At 68.4% G+C, this 20,953-nt stretch carries 14 protein-coding genes; 9 read left to right on the top strand and 5 right to left on the bottom strand.

Features of this window, described 5'->3' with window-relative positions:
* Positions 1–74: 74 nt before the first annotated feature.
* A complete protein-coding gene (locus MST3598_RS09730) occupies positions 75–3,197 on the bottom strand; it encodes a LamG-like jellyroll fold domain-containing protein (RefSeq protein WP_029259060.1) in 3,123 nt (1,040 codons plus the stop codon).
* A gap of 56 nt (positions 3,198–3,253) precedes the next feature.
* Entirely contained in the window at positions 3,254–3,901 is a 648-nt protein-coding gene (locus MST3598_RS09725; protein WP_029259061.1) for an HAD family hydrolase, read from the bottom strand.
* Between the two features lie 319 nt (positions 3,902–4,220).
* Between MST3598_RS09725 and MST3598_RS09720 the strand changes: the two genes are divergently transcribed.
* The 4 genes from MST3598_RS09720 (at position 4,221) to MST3598_RS09705 (ending at position 10,483) form a co-directional block, all read left to right on the top strand.
* The gene (locus MST3598_RS09720) at positions 4,221–4,940 is read left to right on the top strand and encodes a GntR family transcriptional regulator (RefSeq protein WP_029259062.1); all 720 of its coding nucleotides are present in this window, start codon (positions 4,221–4,223) and stop codon (positions 4,938–4,940) included.
* A gap of 68 nt (positions 4,941–5,008) precedes the next feature.
* Positions 5,009–6,472, top strand: a complete 1,464-nt coding sequence (locus MST3598_RS09715; RefSeq protein ID WP_029259063.1) for a DUF3375 domain-containing protein — start codon at positions 5,009–5,011, stop codon at positions 6,470–6,472.
* Entirely contained in the window at positions 6,465–7,127 is a 663-nt protein-coding gene (locus MST3598_RS09710; protein WP_021200404.1) for a DUF4194 domain-containing protein, read from the top strand. Before MST3598_RS09715 ends, MST3598_RS09710 begins: the two co-directional genes overlap by 8 nt.
* A complete protein-coding gene (locus MST3598_RS09705) occupies positions 7,124–10,483 on the top strand; it encodes an ATP-binding protein (RefSeq protein WP_096359551.1) in 3,360 nt (1,119 codons plus the stop codon). The genes MST3598_RS09710 and MST3598_RS09705 overlap by 4 nt, the downstream gene beginning before the upstream one ends.
* Before the next feature lie 33 nt (positions 10,484–10,516).
* On the opposite strand, the gene MST3598_RS09700 is transcribed toward MST3598_RS09705, so the two are convergent.
* Positions 10,517–11,353, bottom strand: coding sequence for a hypothetical protein (locus tag MST3598_RS09700; RefSeq protein WP_096359550.1), 837 nt, complete (start codon positions 11,351–11,353; stop codon positions 10,517–10,519).
* Between the two features lie 10 nt (positions 11,354–11,363).
* On the opposite strand from MST3598_RS09700, the gene MST3598_RS09695 reads away from it, so the two are divergent.
* The 3 genes from MST3598_RS09695 (at position 11,364) to MST3598_RS09685 (ending at position 14,329) form a co-directional block, all read left to right on the top strand.
* Positions 11,364–12,719: an MFS transporter gene (locus tag MST3598_RS09695; RefSeq protein WP_168436344.1), complete on the top strand. Its 1,356-nt coding sequence runs from the start codon at positions 11,364–11,366 to the stop codon at positions 12,717–12,719.
* A 9-nt stretch (positions 12,720–12,728) separates the two neighbouring features.
* Complete coding sequence (locus MST3598_RS09690; protein ID WP_029259067.1) at positions 12,729–13,229, top strand: hypothetical protein; 501 nt, start codon at positions 12,729–12,731, stop codon at positions 13,227–13,229.
* Positions 13,230–13,315: 86 nt separating this feature from the next.
* Positions 13,316–14,329 carry a DNA topoisomerase IB gene (locus MST3598_RS09685; RefSeq protein ID WP_021200409.1) on the top strand — a complete coding sequence of 338 codons (1,014 nt, stop codon included), beginning with the start codon at positions 13,316–13,318 and terminating at the stop codon, positions 14,327–14,329.
* Here MST3598_RS09685 and MST3598_RS09680 read toward each other — a convergent pair.
* Together MST3598_RS09680 and MST3598_RS09675 are read right to left on the bottom strand one after the other, a co-directional pair.
* Positions 14,295–15,302, bottom strand: a complete 1,008-nt coding sequence (locus MST3598_RS09680) for a hypothetical protein (RefSeq protein WP_029259068.1) — start codon at positions 15,300–15,302, stop codon at positions 14,295–14,297. The genes MST3598_RS09685 and MST3598_RS09680 overlap by 35 nt on opposite strands.
* Positions 15,303–15,304: 2 nt before the next feature.
* Complete coding sequence (locus MST3598_RS09675; RefSeq protein ID WP_029259069.1) at positions 15,305–15,802, bottom strand: hypothetical protein; 498 nt, start codon at positions 15,800–15,802, stop codon at positions 15,305–15,307.
* Positions 15,803–15,945: 143 nt separating this feature from the next.
* Here MST3598_RS09675 and MST3598_RS09670 point away from each other — a divergent pair, with 143 nt between their 5' ends.
* Entirely contained in the window at positions 15,946–18,414 is a 2,469-nt protein-coding gene (locus MST3598_RS09670) for a tetratricopeptide repeat protein (protein WP_096359548.1), read from the top strand.
* 51 nt (positions 18,415–18,465) lie between these two features.
* On the top strand, positions 18,466–20,949 hold the full coding sequence (gene pepN, locus MST3598_RS09665) for an aminopeptidase N (protein WP_029259071.1): 2,484 nt from the start codon (positions 18,466–18,468) through the stop codon (positions 20,947–20,949).
* Positions 20,950–20,953: the final 4 nt, after the last annotated feature.

Raw genomic sequence — 20,953 nt, 5'->3', positions numbered from 1 at the left:
AGAGTGACGCGTTCGGCGAAGGCCCCCGGCCATCCGTGTCAGCACGGAAAGCAGGGGGCCTTCGCCATCGGTCGTCAGGCCGCGCGGCGGCGCAGGCGGGCCAGCCACGCGCCAGCCCCCAGCAGGGTGGCAGCCAATCCCGCCCACACCCAGAGGATCGCCACGTCTGCTCCGGTCGTCGCGAGCGGAGCAGTGGAGCCGTCGGTTCCAGGTTTCGCCACGGTGCCGTCTCCGCGTCCCGTGCCGCCGTTCCCGTTGCCCCCGTTCCCGTTGCCCCCGTTCCCGTTCCCGTTGCCGCCCTCGCCGGGGGTGCCGCCCTCGCTGGGGGCGCCGCCCTCGCCGGGGGCGCCGGTGTCGGCCGTGGCGAAGTCGATCGAGGCGAGCACGCGACTCTCGACGCCTGTCAACACCAGTTCCGCACCTTCGATGGCGAAGCTGTCGACGCCGCTGACCGTGACCGTCGAACCCGGGATCCGGAAACCGGCAGCCGGCGTGAGCGTCAGGCGCACCTGGCCGCCGCGATCCGCAACGCCCTCTGCGGGCGAAACGGTGCCGCCGCGCACCTCGGTGCGATAGCTGAAGCGCACGGCCTGGGCCTCCACCGCGTCGACGGCGGCCTTCAGCGCCTCGAAGCTCGTCCGCAGCTGTGCCTTCGTCGGCACCACGGCGGAGACTGTCGCGACCGTACCATCGGTCGAGCCATCCCGCGCTCCCGGAGATCCCGCGAGCAGGGCCGCACTGTGGGCTGTCGCCGCGGCGAGAGCATCGCCGAGCGTCTCATCGAAGACACGTCCATTCGCCGCCTCGACCTCGTTGACGTTCATCAGCTCGGTCGCGTATTCGACGGCCTGGGCGAGTGCGGCGGTCTCTGTGGTCGAATCATCGGCGGCGAAGAGGGCGGCGACCTCGGTCGTGGACAGAGCCGTGTCCCACATCCGCAGGTCGTCCATGTCGAGACCGATGCCGTAGCTCTTGCTCCCGTCGACGCCCACGAGCATGTTCAGGCCACTGGTCATGCTCCCGATCCCCGCGATGCTCGTCTCCCTCGCCAGCACGCCGTCCATGTAGGTGCTCGCGATGTTGCGCGTGCGGTCGACGGTCACGGTCATGTGGTGCCAGGAGCCGCGGTACTCGCCGACGTCGCCGGTCGCGTAGACGCCGTCGGTGCCGTCGCCGAGCGTGAACTCGAGCTTGCCGGTGTTCGTGCCCTCCGGGGCGAGGTTGATGCCGGAGCGGTACCAGTTCGCCCAGTTCTTGTTGCTGATGATCGCACCGTACCCCTCGACGTCGGTGACCTTGGTCCAGAAGCTGATCGTGAGGTCCTTATCCGTGCCGAGGTCGAATTCGGGGCGGGAGCCGAGGTCGACGTAGCTGCCCTCGCCTCCGCCGATCCGCACCGCTGTTCCGGAGGCCCCAGGGCGATCGGTCGCGATGTAGGAGACCGAGCCGACCGGCTTCGCCGTGGGCCCGGATGCCGCATGCGTTCCGGTGTCACCGAGGTCGCCCTCGAAGGCGAGATGCAGGAACTCGCCGTCCGGTGCGGGTGCCGGGGTCTCGGGGAAATCGGGGAAGACGAGCTCGCCGGCCGTGCGCACGAGGCCGGTGAGCGGCTCCGACGCGTTCTGGAAGTCGTCGTACGCGGTGACCGTGACGGTGTAGTTCTTCGCCGGTTTCAGACCGCGGACGTCGAATCCCATCGTGTTCGGGGTCATGTAGAACCGCGAGTACGCCTTGAACGATCCGGTGACGGACTTCGCCGCGTTCTTGCCGAAGTCCGGCACCTGGCTCGCCGTGTACGCGACCGGGTTGCCGGCCTGGTCACGGATCTCGACCTCGTAGTAGTTCACGAGTTCGTCGTCCTTCGCCTGGTCGAAGTGCAGCGTGAGCGTCTCCTCGGTGACATCGGTCGCGGTGACGGCGGCGGCACCCCACCACGGCGCGGTCGTGCTGCGCTGTGCGGCGGTGTACGTGAAGCCGCTCTTGCCCTTGGTCGTGTCGACCACCCAGGGCATGCCGACCCAGCGCTGATGGGTGACGTCGAATCGACGGATGACGGTGGAGCCGTCGGCGAGCACGGAGATGAAGTTCGCGTACTTCTGCGACACCCCGGCGGCAGGGTCTCCCTGGTTGCCCCCGAAGTAGCCGCCGCCGAGGAAGTCGCTCGGCACGTCCTGGTAGATGTAGTTCATCGAGGCGTTCTCGTAGACCGTGAAGTCCTTCTGGAAGATGCTCGTCTCCGGATTCGAGGAGAAGTGGGTGTGCGCCGAGCCCAGCATCACCTGCGGATAGGACGCGAGGATCCGCTGCAGGTCGGGACCCGCCATGTCGTAGTCGGCGTGGAAGGGCCCTCCGAGCGACGTGCCCGCGTAGCCGCTGTGGATCGAGACGAAGATCGGCTTCGCGGGGTCGTAGTCGGGCTTCGCGGCGATGTCCTGCAGCGTGGAGGTGAGGAAGGCCTGGTAGCCGGTCCGCTGGCCGCCGTACCCGAATGTGCTGGTGCCGTTGTAGTCGAGGCCGATGAAGTCGATGCCCTCGATCGTCGTGTGGAAGTTGCTCACGTAACCGGTGACGGCGTTCGGATAGTGCCACGCGGGCGCGTCGGCCGGTGCGTTCTTCCGCGCGGATTCGAAGGTCGTGCCCATCAGATCGGCGATGTCGTGGTTGCCCTGGGTGAGCAGGACCTGCGACTCGGGGAAACTCTCGCGCATGACCCGTTCGACCGCGCGATACCAGCCGGCGACCTTCTCGCTGTCGCCGGCGAGGTGGGCGGAGTACTCCGGGTCGTTCGCGCCGACGACATCGCCGTTGTCGACCACGACGCGCGGGTCGAAGCCCTTGGCGTCCGCCCAGGAGCGGAGGGCCTGGAAGTGCGGCTTCGCGCCCTCGTAGGCCACCTGCTCGGATGTCTTGTCCGCCGTGGCGGCGCCCCCGAGCTCGGTATCGGACATCGTGATGAACTCGAGTGTGGCGTCGGCGCCGTTGTAGGCGTCGTTCGCGGCGTCGATGCGCTGTTGCGTCATCGGTTCCACGGCAGACGAAGAGGTCGGGATGGCCGTCGGCGCGACCGCCGCCGCCGGGAGAACGGGGACCAGGAGCGTGAGCGCCGTCGTGGCCGCGATCATCCCTCCACCGAGTGCGCGGCGTAGGGCCGCCTGCGGACGGGGGCGTGTCGTCTTCGGGCGATCAGGGGTCAGCATGGGGTTCCTCGCAGGTGTCGTCGGGGTTCGGAAGGCGGTCGAGAAGTGTGGGGACGTCAGGGAAGCGCGGGCAGGGAGGGCATCAGTGAAGCGACCCAGGGTGCCGTCACGGCGCGGAAGTCGGGGATGCAGGCCGTCGTGCCGCTCGCGTCCCTCCGGTCGGCCCGGACCTGCACGACGCGGCATCCGGCAGCGACGGCAGCACGCACGCCGACCTCGGAGTCCTCGAACACCAGGCACGCGGCCGGATCGACGTCGAGCAGGCCGGTCGCCCGCAGATAGGGTTCTGGGCTCGGCTTCGTGCGTCGCACATCGTCCGCGGTCACGACGACGTCGAATACACCGAGGCTCACGTTCTCGGCGACCGCATCGACCCATGCCCTGGTCGAGCTGGTCACGAGACCGATCCGGGTTCCCTCGCGCCGCAGGTGCGCGAGTGCTTCCTCGGCACCGGCGACCCATTCCAGACGCCCCGCGAAGGAATCGATCGTGACGAGCTCCAGCTCCGCCGCGAGCGCGCTCGCACTCGCACGCGTACTCCCGAGCCCGATCAGAGCGCGGGCGGCATCGATGCCGGACAGCCCTTCGAACCCGGCGAGCTGCGCCGACGACACCGTTGTGCCGAGGTGGGTGAGGTGGGCGCTGATCACGTCGAGCCAGGCCCGTTCACTGTCGACGAGTGTGCCGTCGAGGTCGAAGAGCACGGCGGCGGGTCGAGCCGCGGCGGGCCGCGCGGGGGTGGAACGAGGGGAGGCGGAGCGATTAGAGGCGGAGCGATCAGAAGCGGAGCGATCAGAAGCGGAGCGATCGGAAGCGGGCGTCGACGAGGTCACGGGACGATTACCCCGCTCCGTGGTGTGCACGGGGCGGCGTGCAGATGAACGACGTCTGAACGATAGCCGCCGGCGGGCGTGCAGCGGGGGACAACTGTGAACTGCTGTCCTGATCGCGCGATCGACGGTATCGCGGCTCACCTAGTCTGAGACGGTGTTACCGGCGACCCCGCGCTCCCATCGCGAGATCATGAGCGATCTGATGACCAGGATCATCGATGGGGAGTTCTCTCCGGGCTCCCGTCTTCCGTCGGAGACGAAGTTGAGTCTGCATTACGGCTCGACCCGAGGCACGATCCGACGGGCTCTCGCGGGTCTCGAGGACCGAGGGCTGGTATCCCCGGTTCGAGGCGCGGGCTGGACCGTTCGTGCGGGCCGACAGAGTCAGTCGTTCGAAGAACTGCGTTCGTTCGCGCAGTGGGCGCGGTCCAAGGGCCTGGCGCCGGGCGGGCAGGTGCGTAGCAAGGAGTTCGGGGAGGCGACCGCGGCGGAGGCGCGTCGCCTGTGGGTGAGCCCGCGGACGCGTGTGCTGCGTGTGACCAGGACGCGTAGCATCGACGGCCGCGACGTGATGCTGGAGCGCACCAGCTACCCGGACTGGATCGCCGATCGGCTGGCCTCGATCGCCGATGACGAGGCCTCCGTCGTCGAGGCGCTCTCGCGTGACTTCGGGATCGTGACCGCGTTCGCCGAGCACGCCATCGATGCCGTCCCCGTGTCCAGCGCCGACGCCGAGCTGCTCGGCGTGCGTCGGGCGAGCGCGCTGCTGCGGGTGCGCCGCGTGAGCTACACCGCGGCAGGCGAGCCGATCGAGTACGGCGAGGACCGCTACCTGCCCGACACCGTCACGTTCCTCGTCACGGCATCGCGGGAGAGCACACCCCTCACGCGCACCGAGTTCTCGCGGTAGCGGATCAGCTCGCGTCGTCACCCCGCGTCGCGTCCGGCGATGTCGAGGGCGCCGAGTAATGTGAATACGTGACAGGAACACGAGCAGAAGCGGCATTCTCGCGCGCTGTCACCGCATTCAGCACGCCGACTCTCGACCTCCTTCACGGACGTTTCGCGCCCTTCGTCGTCGCGTCCCTCTCGCTGCTGTTCACGGCAGACCGGGCGTCCATCCCGATCGCCGACGCCCAGGCCGAGCTCGCCGAGATCCTCGATGAGCTGAGGGGAGCGGGCTACGACGATGACGACCGCCGGGTTCCCGCAGGGACCGGCCGCGACGTCGCGCGGAACTGGGTGCGACTGGGCTGGCTGGTGCAGCAGATCGACGAGGACATCGAGGTGTACCGACTCTCCGCGCACGCCGTCGAGGCGCTGGAGATCGCCGGACGCACGGGCGGGGGGCGCACACGTGTATCCAACTCCCGTGTGCGAACGCTCCTCGACGCCGTGGAGCACCTCTCCGACAGCGCCGAGGCCGATCCCGAGCGTCGCCTGGCTCGTCTTCGGAAGGAGCGGGCGGCACTCGACGCCGAGATAGATCGGATCGAGGAATCGGGCAGGGCGGATCCGCTCGACGATGAAGAGCTGTTCGAAGAAGCGGAGAACGTGCTGCACCTGGCACGGGAGCTCCCCGCCGACTTCACCCGCGTCGCCGAGTCGCTCAAGCTCATGCAGCGCGACGTCGTCGCCCATCTGCGGCGTGACGAGCGCCCGACCGGCGAGGTGCTCCGCGAGTATCTGCGACGCGCGCAGGACGTGATGAACTCGACCCCGGAGGGGCGCGCGTTCTCCGGCGCCCTGCGGCTGATCGGCGATCCGGATCGCATCGACGCGCTCACCGAACAGCTGCACGGCCTGCTCCGGCAGCCGTTCGCCCGCATGCTCGACAGCACGCAGCGTGCCGAACTCGACGCCATCGGACGTCGGGTCGAGCTCGGCGTCGAAGAGGTCCTCGCCGCACAGCGTCGAGCGTCGCACGTCATCACCGGCCAGGTGAAGACCCACGATCCGCTGCGGGACCGTCAGATCGACGATCTGCTGCGCGACGTCATCGCCGCTCTCCACATCTGGGACGGTGCGGGGGCGAGCGACTCGCCGGTGCGCAGTCTCCCGCTCGCAGATCTGGGGCACCTCAGGCAGACGGTGAGCAGCATCCGCCCGCCGGCCGTCCCCGCACCTCTCGCGGACGCCGACGACGTCGAGTTCGCCGACGTCGACTCCCGCGCGTGGGGCGGTCCGCGGTATGCGGAGCTCGAGGAGTACGTGTCGGGTCTCGGCCCGGAGTTCGACCTCGCCGCGGCGTTCACCCAGGGAGCCGACGATACCCGTCGTCCTGTCGACCTCGTCGGACTGCTCGAGATCGCGCACCGCAACGGCATGACCGAGGGCGAGGAGGTCTCGGTGGTCGAAGCGCGGCGTCCGGACGGATCGACGCGACGTTTCGCTTTCGGCGCCGTCACGGCGCGCAACCCGAAGGAAGAATCACATGCCTGAAGAGAGCCTCGTGACGGAGACGCCGGTCGAGGATCCGTTCATCGCCCCGGTCCCGATGGAAGACGACATCGAGGAGCACTTCGCGGGTGACCGCGGCACGCTGGACCCCGAGATCCGGCGCCTGCTCGCGCACATCCTCCAGCGCCGTTTCATCGCCGCGGAGCGCAACCGCCGGGAATGGGCCCTGCTGCTCGACCATCAGCACGTGATCGAGTCGCGCCTGAACGACCTCTACCTCCGCCTGGTCGTCGACCACGGCCGCGGGTTCGCATACAAGCAGCAGCTGCGCTCCGACGAGATCGACATGCCGGTGTTGCTGAAGGACGCGCCGTACACACGCGCCGAGACCCTGGTTCTCGTGCATCTGCGCACGGTCTATCAGCGCGAGTCCGCCGCAGGCGAGGCATCCGTGCGCATCGACATCGAGGATCTCGAGCAGACCGTGCTGAGCTACTTCAGTGACGTCGACGGCGGCACAGCCCGGCAGCAGAAGGCGATCCGGAACGCGATGGATCGCCTGGATCGAGAGGGCATCGTGCAGGAGGAGACCAGCGGGCGCTATCGCATCAGCGCGCTCGTCGAGGTCGTCCTGAGCGCCGAGACCCTGAAAGAACTCCGCGACTGGCTGCGGTCGCAGGAAGCGGTGGAACGATGACCATGGTCGACACGCTCTTCGGCCTCATCCCGGCGGGTTCGCGCGGGCAGCAGTGGGTGGCGGAGGAGCTGCAGCTGATCAACTGGGGCGGGTACGACGGCGGACCCCATCGTGTGCGCTTCTCGCCGCACGCGACCCTGCTCTGCGGAGGCTCGGGCTCCGGCAAGTCGACGTTGATGGATGCGTACATCGCCTTGATGATGCCGCACACGACGCCGTTCAACGGAGCGTCGAACGGTGGTGTGACGGGTCGCCCGCGCGGCGAGGAGCAGCGGAACATCCTCTCCTACGGGCGAGGGAAGATCGACGAATCCCGCACCGAGGAGGGCACGAAGCTGCGTGTGCTCCGCGGAGACGGGGAGGACACGTGGAGTGCGATCGCGACGACGTGGATCGACCACGACGGGTCGCGGTTCACGGCCGTGCGTGCGTGGTACATCCCCGCGGATGCACGCGTCCTCGAGGACACGACGCGGGTCAGGGCCACCGTGAACGGGGCGTTCGATCTGGGACTGCTGGAGCGCGCGGCGACGCAGCGGCTCTCGGATGCGTCGGTGCGGGCGACGGGGCTGGAGACCCTCGCGACGGACCGTGAGTTCTCGGCGCGCCTGCAGGCGGTGCTCGGGATCGGTGCGGCCGGCTCCGGCGCCAAGGCCATCAGTCTTCTGGCGAGGATCCAGGCCGGGCAGCAGATCACGACGGTCGACGATCTGTACAAGAAGCTCGTCCTCGAAGAGCCCGAGACCATGGCCACCGCAGATGCCGTCGTGGCGCATTTCGACGAGCTCGAGAGCACGCGCATGAGGATGCTCACGGCGAAGCAGCAGGTGAACGCACTCGAGCCGATCCGGAGCATCAAAGACCGCATCGTCTCGGCGTCCGAGCGTGTGCGCGTGATCGACGAGGTCGGCGTGTTCACGGATCCGACCTCTCTGGCCGCCCTCTGGAACGCGCAGCGACGCCTCGATCTCCTGCGCGACGTGGAGGTCGAGCTGGGGGATCGTTCCCGTGCGCTGAGTCTTGCCGTGCGCGAGAAACGTGCTCTCGTCGATGCCGCGGATGTCGAGCGCGAAGGGCTTCTCGACGTGCTGCGGCAGTCCGGCGGCGACCGTCTCGAGACAGCTCAGCGCGAACTCCGCGTCGCCGAGCGCCGAGTGGACGACGTCCGGCGGGAGCGGGCGAAGTTCGACATCATCGTCCGGGAGCTGGGAGCGGAGGTGGAGACCGCCGCGCAGTTCGACGCCTTCGCCGCCGACGTTCGGGGGTCGGCTCCGAAGTCCGAGATCCGTGCTGCCCGTGCCGCTTTCGCCGATGCCGAGAGCGCACGCCGGACGACGGAGGCCGAGATCCGCCGCCTGCGCGAAGAGCGTGAGAAGACGAGTCGCGTACGCGGGAGCATCCCCGCACATCTCGACGAGTCGCGCAGCCTGCTCGCAGAGGCGGTCGGGCTCGACCCGGCCGATCTTCCGTTCGTCGGCGAGCTCATCGAGCTGCGGACCGAGTTCGAGCCGTGGCGGGAGGCTTTCAACCTCGCGCTCGGAGGCTTCGCCAGGACGCTTCTGATCGACGTCGAGCACCTCGCTTCGTTCCGCACGGCCATCAACTCCGTGCGCACCCCGGAACGTCTGAACTACGAAGGCGTCCATACCGGCATCCCCGAGGTGCGGAACGCCGACCCGAAGACGCTTCCCGGGCGGCTCGAGTACCTCCCGACGCCCTTCACCGGTTGGCTTCAGCAGCGACTTCAGGATCGCTTCGGATACGTCTGTGTCGACTCGTCGTCGCAGTTAGGCGCACACCAGAAGGCCCTCACGATCAGCGGCCAGGTGTCGCAGGGGAGTCGGGGTGCCCACGGAGGGCAGGGGCGCAGCAACGTCCTGGGCTTCACCAACGACCGTCGCCTGCGCGAGATCGACGAACAGCTGCGGCGGCTGACGGCGCAGCACGAGGAGTGCGCGTCCGCTGCGCACGAGGCCGAGGCCGCCCTCGACCGCATCGAGGCGCGGTCGACATCCTTCGCGAAGATCGAGGACCTCACGTGGGAGCAGATCGATGTGGTCACGGTGGAGGCCGAGCGGGAGCGCTGGCTCGCGGTCGAGGCGGAGGTCACCACGGCCAGCCCCGAGATCGCGCAACTCCAGCGCCAGGCCGAAGAACTGCGGGCGCGGGCGGCGCGGCTCCGCGATGAAGAGGCGCGTCTCGGCAACGAGCTCGCTCAGACCCAGGAGCAGTGGGGTCGGGTCACCGACGACGTCGACAGCTGGCAGTCGGTCATCGACTCTGCCGCGGCATCCGGACTCGTGCTCGCGGACGGGCACGCCTCGTTCCTCGACAGCCGATTCCTGCACGCCGAGACCGCAGGATCCGCGACGGCGGCGCAGCGCCTGACCCATCTGGACACCGCCCTCAGGACGGCAGCTCAGCGCCTTCTCGATGACCGCCGCGAGGCGGCCGAGGCGCACGAGCAGCAGCGCGAGAGCATGCGCCGACTCATGACGGGGTTCCTCGAGCGCTGGGACACCCTCACGATCCTTCCGGATCCCGACGCTTCGGTCGGGGAGTTCGAGAGCATCCTGGAGGCTCTCCAGACCAACGGGCTCCACGAGCTGGAGACCGAGTGGCGCGACAGCCTGCTCAAACTGTCGGGAAACGACCTGACGAGTCTCGACTCGACGCTCAGCCGGTCGCTCCGTGAGATCAAGGACCGGATCGATCCGATCAACCGGATCATGGAGGAGCTGCCGTTCTACGACGACGATCATCGTCTGCAGATCACCCCCCGGGAGAACCAGACGGAGGCTCGCAAGCGCTTCCGCCGTGAGCTCCGTGAGGTGCGGGGACTCATCGATGCGGCGGCGACGGATGCGGAGCGGGAGACCGTGTACCGCAAGATGAGTCGCCTCATCGCGCGCATGCGCCGCACCGCCCCCGACTTCGCGGAGCTCATCGATGTGCGAAACCATGTGCGGGTGAGCGCGGAGCGCGTCACAGCCGCCACGCGAGAGCACGTCGCGCTCTACGATCACATCGGTGAGAAGTCCGGAGGCGAGTCGCAGGAACTCGTCGCGTTCATCGTCGGGGCCGCCCTCCGGTACCAGCTCGGAGACGCGGGCGCCGCTCGACCTCGCTATGCGCCGGTGTTCATGGACGAGGCGCTGATCAAGGCCGACGCCCACTTCACCAAGCGTGCGATCGGTGCGTGGCGCGGGCTCGGCTTCCAGCTCGTCATCGGTGCGCCGAACGACAAGTACAGCGCGATCGAGCCGCATGTGGACGTCGAGTACGACATCCTCAAGGACACGCGCGGTCGGTCCTGGGCCAAGGCGAAGGTGGGTCTGCCGGAAGCGGGGGTCTGACCGTCGGTCGTCGACGCGCGAGCACCCGTATCGTCAGTCGCACTCCCCGAGGAACCCGAGGTAGCAGACGGCCTCGTGAGTGACTGCTGCTTCGTAGTCGTTGTTCGAGACCTGTCGCGTCGCGACCTCCGGTGTGCGGGTGAGGTGGCCGAAGTCTCCGAGCGAGGCGACGACCGATCCTTCGGAGTCCTCCGCGCGCATGCGATCGATCTCGGCGCGATGCTGTTCGCAGAGCATCGCCGCGGCGGGAACGAGCTCGACGCCGGCGCAGGCTCCCGCATACTGGGCCTCCATCGCGTCGATGCAGTCGGTCCAGTCCTGATCGACGGCGCACGGGCTCACGCCGTCGTCCGCCACCAGGTACAGACCGGTCTCGTACTCCTCGCTGTGGAAGGTCTCGGGCTTCTCGGGCGCATCGACCTTCGTCCAGTGCCGGGCGGTGGTGAACGCCACCACCACGACGATGATCGCGAGCAGCAGCAGGGCACCGACGATGGACAGCGCGACCCAGAGACCGACCCGGCTCTTCTTCTCCGGTCCGCCGGGGACCGGGGCACCGCGAGAAGGGATCGCTGTGGTCGGCGTACCGGCGTACGCCGGCGGAGCGGATGCGAACGCCGCTGTCTGGGCGAAGTCGTGTCCGCCGAGCGGCACCGTCTCGGCGGCCGGGGTCGTCTCGGGTGCGGGGAACGCGGGAGCGGCAGGCTCCGTCTGCGGGTTCATGGACTGCCAGTACGCGTACCAGCTCTGGGCGGCGTGCGGGTCGGCCGCGACCTGCTGGGCTTCGGTGTCCGAGAGCCGGATGCCCAGCCCCTGCCGGGAACCGGCGTCCACCAGTGCGGAACGGAACTCCTCGAGTGACAGCGCCATGTTCGTGATGATGGCAGAAAGCCGCCTCGTCCGACAATCCGCTCGCGAACGCGATGTCTCCGGCATCCGCAAGAATATCGAGGTGATCGGTATGAGGAGCTTCTGGAACGCCCTACCCACGGAGGGGCGGTGGTTGCTGTCGACGGTCGCGATCCAGACGCTCGGTCGCGGTATGACCCTGCCGTTCACGATCATCTATTTCCATGAGGTGCGCGGCTTCGACCTCGGCATCTCCGGAGCGCTGATGAGTCTCATCGCGATCACCGGGCTGATCGTCACAGGCCCCGGAGGGACTCTCATCGATCGCTTCGGCGCACGGCGGGTGCTGATCGTCGGGCTGCTGTCGATGATCGCGGGATGCGCGCTGCTGGCCTACGCCACCCATCCGGTTGTCGCCGCCGTCGCGGTCATGCTGATCGGGGTGAACTTCGGCGTCTCCTGGCCCGGCTTCAACGCCCTCATCGCCACGGTGGTCGAGGGAGAGGTACGTCAGCAGTACTTCGGTGTGAACTTCGCGCTCGTCAACCTGGGGATCGGCGTCGGAGGCGTGATCGGCGGCTTCTTCGTGGACGTGAGCGATCCCGCCACCTTCACGACGATCTTCCTCGTCGACGCCGCGAGCAGCCTCATCCCGCTCGCGCTCCTCCTCGGACCGCTCCGCCGTGTGCGCACGCAGCACGACGCCGAGGCCGACGCCCCTCCGGTGGGCGGGTATCGAGAGATCCTGCGGCGGCCGGCCGTGCTCTGGCTGACTCTTCTGACCTTCCTTTCGGTCTTCATCGGATACGGCCAGATGGAGGCGGGCTTCCCGGCGTTCGCCCGCCAGGTGTCACAGGTGTCGACGCAGGTCGTCGGCATCGCGTTCGCCGTCAACACCGCGGTGATCGTGCTTCTGCAGTTCGCCGTGCTCCGGGTCATCTCCGGCAAGAGGCGCACGCGGGTGATGCAGGTGATGGCCCTCATCTGGGCCGTGTCGTGGGTGGTGCTCGGGGCGACGGGCTTCCTGCCGGACACAGTCGCCGCCGCCATCGGCGTCATCGCCTACATGGGAGTCTTCGCGTTCGGAGAGACGATGCTGCAGCCCACCGTTCCCGCGATCTACAACGATCTCGCGTCCGACCGCACGCGCGGCCGGTACAACGCGATCAATTCCGCGGCGTTCCAGGGCGGTGCGATCACGGGCCCGCTCGTGGCGGGTGTGATGCTCGGTGCGGGACTGGACATGGGGTTCATCGGCGTCATGATCGCGGGCAGCCTGTCGGTCGGTGTGCTGGCGCTCGTGCTGGAGCGGGTGGTACCACCGGCTGCGAACGGCGCACCCGACATCCATCGAACGGTCGACGTCGACGACGCACGGACGCAATAGGCTCCCCTCATGGCTCTGGAGTCCCTCTTCCTCCGTTTGGACCGGATCGCCGGTGGACGAAAGGCCGGCGTCGCGATCAGCGAGGCGGACCGCACGCATCCCAAGACCGTCCGGGCCTTCACCTGGATTCTCTGGCTCCTGGTGGTCGAACTCGTCATCGGCGTCGGTGCGGTCATCGTCGCATTGATGCTGGCGGTCGATGGCGAGTCGGTGTCGTTCGCGGTCTGGATGCGCACCCTCGTCGTGCTCGCGATGACCGCGACGTTGTTCTACTTCGCGTGGCGAGCGCAGCGCGGGTGGCGGTGGGCGTACCAGCGCCTGCGCCTGTTCGCCCAGATCTTCCCCGTGATCACGCTGGTCATGGCGGCGATCCCCGGCCTTTATCCGCTCTGGATGGTGTCGGAACAGATCGTCTTCAGCCTGATCATGATCGGTATCGCCGACTTCCTGACGAGCGATCACATGCGCAGCACGTTCGCGGCACCGGACGTCGAGCCAACCGCGGAATAGCACGGTAGTCGCCGCGACGCCACTCCCTTCCGCGTATCCCACGGCGCCGCCATCCTCGATCGAAGGCATTCGAGGGAGGCAGCAGCATGGCGAGACTGATCCGCGTGGTTCCGGGGGAGGACCCGGGCTTCCGACGTGTGCGATCCGGATCCGGATTCCGCTACGTCGACCCGGCCGGTGAGACGGCGCCCGAGGCCGATCGGGAGCGGATCCACGACCTCGTGATCCCACCCGCGTGGCATGACGTGTGGATCGCGGCCGACCCGCTCGCGCACATCCAGGCGGTCGGCGTCGATGGCGCGGGACGCAAGCAGTACCTCTACCACCCCCTGTGGCGAGTCACCCGGGATCGCCGGAAGTTCGTGCGGGCGCTGGATCTCGCGGCCGCGCTTCCTCGAGCGAGGGCCCAGGTCACCCGTGCGCTCGCGCAGGAGGGGCAGACGAAGGAGCGCGCCCTCGCCGTAGCCTTCCGGCTTCTCGACGATGCGGCCCTCCGCATCGGGTCGGAACGGTATCTCGTCCGCCACGGGAGCCGCGGTCTCACCACACTGCGGAGGCGGGATGTGCGGGTGGAGGGGAGCGAACTGGCGCTCTCGTTCCCTGCCAAGAGCGGCCGTACGGCGTCGATCGAGATCACCGACGAGACGCTCGCCGAGGCGTTGACCGACTTCGCCGCGGGGAAGTCTGCGGCCTTCCTGCTTGCGTACCGCCGAGGGCGTCGGCGGGTGCGCATCACACCCGCCGAGGTCAATGCGTACCTCCGAGATGTCACGGGTGCCGCTTTCACGGCGAAGGACTTCCGCACTCTTCACGGCACGATCATCGCGGCCGACGCCCTCGCTCGGATCGGTGAGCTCGACAGCCGCAACCACCGGAGCCAGGCGGAGCGCCTCGCCGTGCAGGCGGCGGCGACGGCGCTCGGCAACACGACCGCCGTCGCACGCGGAAGCTACATCGATCCACGGGTGTTCAGTCAGTACGCGCGCGGACGGACACTCGATCTCTCGGTGACCCCTGAGACGGCCATCCGGCGTCTTCTCGGCGGACCGCAGATCTCGCGTAAGGTCACCCGACGAAGTGCAGCCAGACGACGGCGATGAGCATCGGCACCAGGGGCGTGGCCACTGCCAGGAGAACGGGCCACCATCGCACGCGCGTGTCGACCCCGTGTGCCCGATCGGCGAGAGTGTCGCCGTCGCGGCGGTAGGACGCCGGGTCCAGCGGTTCGGCGGCCTCGTCGCGATAGAGCATGGTGCGGCGTCCGAAGCGGTCGTACAAGGCAGCGATCACGGCGAGGAAGTCGCGCAGCTCTTCATCGTCGGTCAGGTCGACGGCGGGGAAGTACACGTGGAGCGTGCTGTCAATGATCTCCAGATCGAGGTCGGCGCTCTGGTCGAGGAGCACGACCATCAGGTCGGGTGTGAGCACGTAGAGCGCATCCGTCTCGTAGCCCGCCGGCACCGAAACCTCGAAGACGTCGCTGAAGTCGCCCTCGAGTCGAATCCGGGACGCGCCCGTCGGACGTCGGGGGAGCACGCTGAGTGCGCCGCCGCCGCGCCGTGATCGGAGCGTGATACGCGGCGCTTCGGAAGGAAGGGGGATCCGCACCGCCCGCACCGTGTGCATCGTCGCCCCCTCGCGGTCGCCGACGACGAACGTGCGCTCGATGCTGTCGAAGGGAAGGGCCGCGTGTCGGGCGTCCAGAAGATTCCGTGCGGTTCGGGCGCCGCGATCGATCTGCTCATCGATGGAGCCACCCCACACGCGGTCGCCGATATCCGTGCGGAACTCCCAGCCGAGTGTCTCTGCGACGGCGGCGAGAGCGGCCCGATGTCGATGATGCCGGCGAACGGCGATCGTCGACGAGGCGACGATCGCCGCGCAGAGAAGCATCGCGGCGACCTGCGCGAGCACGAGCGTCGCGCCGGTCAGGCCGAAGCCCACGGGCAGCAGGTAGAACGCGATCACGGCGGCGATGCCGACCGTTGCCAGCGACGACCCGATGAGGGCGAGGCCCCCCGGCACGCGCTCGTCGGCGTGCGGGGCGGACTCGCCTTCCAGGAGCGTCGGCACCGTCAGGGCTTGTACACGATGGCGATGTTCAGCTGATCGCCCTCACGTGCCCACGCGAGCCAACGCGGCTCGACCGTGCCGGTGAGTCGCTGGATCGGGATCACGTAGATCCCCTGGTCCAGCCGGCTCAGAGCGCGGAACTCGGGCTTCTTCGAGATCCAGATGGTGCCGCCCCCGTCCCAGGGCTCGAGGCAGGTGTACACATAGCCGTGCGCGCGCAGGTTGACCTGGTCGGCGAGGGCATCCGCTTGCTGCCGGAGTTCGGAGACGACCTCCGCGGGCACGGTTCCGTCGAGGGTGAAGGCCGCGACGTCGTACACGTTCCCCTCGCCGTAGTCCCGTGTGGTGAGCAGCGTCAGCTCCGTGACGCCCTTGTCGGCGGTGCGGGTCCACAGTGCGTGCGAGCTCTTGGCCCGCTTGTTCATCAGGAACCCGCCGAAGTTCATCTTCTGAAAGGAGAAGTCGTCGAGTTTCGCTGCGATCGCTGCACGTGTCGTCATGGGGTTCGTCTCCTCGTCCGGGAGGTCGCGGTCGGCCTCTCCGTCGAGCGAGCATAGGGGTGATGAGCACAGGGCCGTCCGACTCCGAACGAGCCCGAACGGCCGCCGTCCGTCGCTGCGACGGCGTGCCATAGGCTCGACCCATGCCCGCGCCGCGCACCCTCGACGAGCTCTGTCTGGGGCTCGGACGGATGCGCGCGAACGCGGGATCACCGTCGTATGCCGAGATCGCCCGTCGCATCGGCGGCCTGCGCGACGGTGCAGAGCCGCCCAAGGTGACCGTGTACGACTGCTTCCGCCCGGGGCGGAGGCGACTCGATGAACGCCTGGTCGGCGACATCGTGCTCGCCCTCGGCGGTGACGATGCCGAAGCCGGCATCTGGCGGGAGAACGCGCGTCTCCTCAACGGCGAGAGAGTGGGTGTGCACGTCGAGGTGACGCTCGATGTTCGGGACGCGGCGGGAGCGGACGTCGGACGGGAAGAGCTGCTGGCCTCGCTCCCCGAGGCCGATATCCTCCTCCTCACCGGTCTGCCGGGAGCGGGGAAGACCACTCTCGCGACGGCGCTGGCCGGTCCGTCACCCGTGCTCACCGTGCATCTGCGCGAATCGGACGTCGATCGTCCCCGAGCCGACCCGATCGACGTCCTCCGGCGGATGCTGGGAACCCTCGGCGTCCGCTCTCTTCCTTACGAGCTGTCGCGGCTGCGCGAAGGGCTGCAGTCCGCGGCGCGAGGCATGACCGTGATCATCGAGGACGCGGGCGATGCCAGGCGTCTGGCCGCGCTGCTCGTCCCCGGTGTGCGATTCATCGTGACGACGCGAGTCGACCTTGCCGACCTGGAGGAGCGGATCTCGGCGATGGGTGCACGCGTGGCGCGGGTCGTCGTCCCACCGATGACGAGCGCCGAAGCCCTCCGACTCCTCACCCATCTCCTCCGGGGGAATGATGCGTCGTCCGGGGCCGACGCCGATGCCGACGCCGACGTGAACGTCCACGCGGACGCGCTGCGCCGCATCGTCGCCGTCAGCGGGGGTCTCCCTCTCGATCTCGCGATGCTGGCGGGGATCGTGCGGGAGCACGAGGGCTGGTCGTTCCAGGATCTCGCATCGCGGTTCGAGCACGAGCCTCGTGATCTGCGCATCCGCTCCGTCCTGGAGGCGGCGACCCGGTCGCTGTCCCCCTCCGAGGAAGCCCTGCTCGCGGACGCCGCGCTGTTGGACAGGGATATCGACGAAGGAGTGCTCCTGGCCGCGGGCGGGGCGTCGTCCGCCCTCGATCTGCACCGGCTGCACGCCCGCCATCTGGTCGAACTGCGCGACGGCCGAGTGCGCATGCACGACACGGTCTTCGCCTTCGCTGCGTCTCGATCACGATCACTGCGCCCGTCGTCCACCCGCAGAGGGTTCGTGGAGAGGTCCGCGTCTGCGGTGCTCGCGCGGATCCGCGAAGATCCCGACTTCGCCGCACGTGCGGTCACGACGGTGCTCGCGGTCGCGGCGGCGGCTCGCGAGCACGGCCTCGACTCCTCGGTGGAGCGGCTGGCGATCGAGGCGCATCCCGCGCTCTCACGCTGGTCGTTCTGGAACGAGTCGCTGCGGCTGCACGACCTCGCGTCGCGAGGAGAGGGGCTCGACCTGGTCCCGGACATCGCCCTCGGCATCGCGCACTGCGCCGAAAAGCTCGGGCGCCTCGACGAAGCGTTGGTGACCCTCAATCGCGTGCGCCGCATCGCCTCGGGTGCGGCGCTGGCGCGCACGTGGAATCAGATCGGCAACGTACAGCGCTGGATGAGTCACCTCGATGAGGCTGTGGAATCGTACGAACGAGCGATCGCGCACGCACGGGACGCGGGGGACCGGATCGTCGAGGGCCGTGCCACCGGGAATCACGCCGACACCCTTCGTATCCTCGCCCGCTATCCGGAGGCGCTGGAGCGCTACGCGAGTGCCCTGTCCATGGCGCAGGCCGAAGGCGATGAGCTCAACATCGCCGTCGTCCGTGGCAACCGCCCGCTGCTGCTCCTCGCCATCGGTCGACTCGATGACGCGGAGGTGGAGCTGCACGGGCTGTTGGACGAGTCGAACGGCGAGCCGCTGCCCTTCGTCCGGCGCACTCTGGCCCTCGTCGCGGAGGCACGAGGCGATGATGTGCGCGCCCGCGAGCTCTGTGCGACTGCGATGCAGACGCTGGCGACCGCGGGCGAGTATGCGACCTCTGCCGACCTCGTGCTCCTGCACGCGCGTATCGACGGACGAGCGGGAGATGTCCGGAAGGCGAAGGCTGCCGCGGAACACATCCTCCGTGAGGCGGAGCGCGCGGGCTCGCCGTTGATCGCGACAGAGGCTGCGAACTCCCTCGCCGAGATCCTGCTGTCTGCGAACACGGAAGACCCGGCGGATGCGGGCGCGGTCCTGCACGAGGCTGAAGGACACGCGCAGGAGGCCCGGAGCATCGCAGAGGCGACCGGTGATCGTGCCGAAGTGGCACGAAGCGATGCGATCCTCTCGTCCATCGCGCGGGTTCGAGAAGACGAGGAGTCCGCCGAGGCACGCGCACGCGCGTCGGCACAGGTCTACGCCGAGATCGGGCATCGTCTCCAGAACGCCTGATCCGTCGCACGAGGGTCTGTCCGCCTCGCCTCCGGATGCCAGGATGGAAGCATGGACACAGCCAACCTCACCCGCGAGGAGACCGCAGCGCGATCCGCTGCCGTCACCGTGCACCGCATCCGCGTCGAGCTCGATCTGACCGGAGCGCCGGAGCGTGCTCGGACCGGGTTCCCCAGCGTGACGACGCTCGAGTTCGACGCGACCACCGACACGACGTGGCTCGACTTCATCGGCGAGGGCGTTCAGCGGGTCTCCGTGAACGGGGTCGACCAGGAGATCGTCTACGACGGGGCACGCATCTCGCTCTCCGGGCTCGCCGCGTCCAACCTCGTGCGGGTCGAAGCGGTCGGAACGTACAGCCGTTCCGGTGAGGGACTGCATCGCTTCCACGACCCCGTCGACGATGAGACCTATCTGTACACGCAGTACGAGCCGGCGGATTCGCGACGCGTCATGGCATGCTTCGAGCAGCCCGACATGAAGGCCGAGTACACATTCGTGGTGGACGCGCCGACCGGATGGGAGGTGCTCTCCAACCAGTCTCCGACGCATACCGACCTCGGCGTCGGCGTGCAACGTGTGGAGTTCGCCCCCACGCTGCCGATCTCGAGCTACATCACCGCCGTCGCAGCGGGACCGTACTCCCGCGTGGATGGGGAGTGGCAGCGCGGCGAGCAGACCGTCACGCTCGGGGTGTTCGTCCGGAGGTCGCTCGCTCCGCACCTCGAGGCCGAGGAGATCCTCGAGGTCACACGCCAGGGTCTCGACTTCTTCACCGACGCCTTCGCCTCCCCGTATCCGTGGGGCAAGTACGACCAGATCTTCGTTCCGGAGTACAACCTCGGTGCCATGGAGAACCCCGGTCTGGTCACGTTCACGGAGTCGTACCTCTCCCGCGGCGCGGCGACCGATGCGCAGCGCGCGGCTCGCGCCAACACGATCCTGCACGAGATGGCCCACATGTGGTTCGGCGATCTCGTCACGATGACGTGGTGGGACGATCTGTGGCTCAAGGAGTCTTTCGCCGACTACATGGGAGCGCACGCCTCAGCGGTCGCGACGCGCTATCACGATGCGTGGGTCAAGTTCGCCGCGAGTCGCAAGGCATGGGCGTACCAGCAGGACCAACTGCCGACGACGCACCCCATCGTGGCGGACATCACCGATCTCGAGGCCGCCAAGCTGAACTTCGACGGGATCACCTACGCCAAGGGTGCCGCCGTGCTCAAGCAGCTCGTCGCATTCGTCGGAGACGAGGCCTTCTTCGAGGGAGCGCGGCGCTACTTCGCGGCCAACGCGTTCGGCAACACCACCCTCGACGACTTCCTGGTGCAGCTGAGCGCCGTGTCGGGGCGCGATATGAGCGACTGGTCCACGGCATGGCTGCAGACGTCCGGCGTGTCTACGCTCTGGACGGAGACCGACCCAGAGGGACGACAGATCCTCGTGCAGACCGACCCACGGCCGCATCGACTCCGGATCGGGCTGTACGAGCGCGCGGACGGTCGTATCGTCCGCCGTGAGCAGCGCGAGCTCGACGTGGTCGGAGAACGCACGGAGCTCGACCTGCCCGAGGCCGATCTCGTCCTGCTCAATGACGATGACCTCACATACGTCAAGGCGCGTCTCGACGAGGGCTCTCTCGTCACCGTCGAGGAATCCCTCTCGGCGATCGACGATCCGCTGGCCCGTGCACTCGTCTGGTCGTCGTTGTGGAATGCGACGCGCGACGGCGAACTCGCCGCGCAGCGCTATCTCGCGATCGTCCGCTCCCATGCGCCTCACGAGTCCAATATCGGGCTGCTGACGGGAGTCCTCGCGAACGCGATCTACACGATCCGTCACTATGTCTCCGCGACCCGTCGCGAAGAGGAGCAGCGGACGTGGACCGACGGCGTGTGGAACGCGCTGGTATCCGCGGAGGCCGGCAGCGACGCGCAGCTCTCCTGGGCACGGGCGTTCGCGACCGCATCCGCTTTCGACGACGAGCATCATGCACAGGTGCGAGCACTGCTCGAGGGTGATGCGCCGGAGGGACTCGTCATCGATCCCGACCTGCGCTGGCAGCTGCTCAGCGCACTCGTCACCACCGGACATGCCGACCTGGCCGATGTGGCGGTCGAAGAGCAGCGGGATGACACGGGCGACGGTCGAACAGCCGCACGCCGGGCTCGGGCATCGCGCCCGGATGCGGCGGTACGTCGCGACGCGTGGCAGTCCGCCTGGGAGGATCTCGCGCTCAGCAACGATCACCTCGATGCCGAGATCAGCGGCTTCCGGGCCGGCGGGCGGCGCGACCTGATCGCCGGGTTCGACGCGGAGTACTTCGCCAGGATCGTCCAAGCCTGGGACGAGCGCAGCATCGAGATCGCACGACGGCTGGTCATCGGTCTGTTCCCTGCCGGGGACTCCCTGGATGCCGTCGACGCGTGGTTGGCTGCCAACACAGCGGCGCCTGCGGCATTGCGGCGTCTCGTGGTCGAGCAGCGCGACCACCTCGCGCGGGACCTCCGGGTCAGGGCCGCACAGGACTGAGCCT

Origin of the sequence: Microbacterium sp. TPU 3598, from assembly GCF_002356155.1 — a bacterium.
In the GTDB taxonomy this organism is placed as follows: domain Bacteria; phylum Actinomycetota; class Actinomycetes; order Actinomycetales; family Microbacteriaceae; genus Microbacterium; species Microbacterium maritypicum_A.
The sequence above is the reverse complement of the archived record's forward strand: the minus strand, read 5'-3'. Positions and strand labels throughout refer to the sequence as shown.

Coding starts and splice junctions, on each gene's coding strand:
- MST3598_RS09730 (WP_029259060.1), bottom strand. CDS start 3,197: ATGCTGACCCCTGATCGCCCGAAGACGACACGCCCCCGTCCGCAGGCG.
- MST3598_RS09720 (WP_029259062.1), top strand. CDS start 4,221: ATGAGCGATCTGATGACCAGGATCATCGATGGGGAGTTCTCTCCGGGC.
- MST3598_RS09710 (WP_021200404.1), top strand. CDS start 6,465: ATGCCTGAAGAGAGCCTCGTGACGGAGACGCCGGTCGAGGATCCGTTC.
- MST3598_RS09705 (WP_096359551.1), top strand. CDS start 7,124: ATGACCATGGTCGACACGCTCTTCGGCCTCATCCCGGCGGGTTCGCGC.
- MST3598_RS09700 (WP_096359550.1), bottom strand. CDS start 11,353: ATGGCGCTGTCACTCGAGGAGTTCCGTTCCGCACTGGTGGACGCCGGT.
- MST3598_RS09695 (WP_168436344.1), top strand. CDS start 11,364: ATGGCAGAAAGCCGCCTCGTCCGACAATCCGCTCGCGAACGCGATGTC.
- MST3598_RS09690 (WP_029259067.1), top strand. CDS start 12,729: ATGGCTCTGGAGTCCCTCTTCCTCCGTTTGGACCGGATCGCCGGTGGA.
- MST3598_RS09685 (WP_021200409.1), top strand. CDS start 13,316: ATGGCGAGACTGATCCGCGTGGTTCCGGGGGAGGACCCGGGCTTCCGA.
- MST3598_RS09675 (WP_029259069.1), bottom strand. CDS start 15,802: ATGACGACACGTGCAGCGATCGCAGCGAAACTCGACGACTTCTCCTTT.
- MST3598_RS09670 (WP_096359548.1), top strand. CDS start 15,946: ATGCCCGCGCCGCGCACCCTCGACGAGCTCTGTCTGGGGCTCGGACGG.
- pepN (WP_029259071.1), top strand. CDS start 18,466: ATGGACACAGCCAACCTCACCCGCGAGGAGACCGCAGCGCGATCCGCT.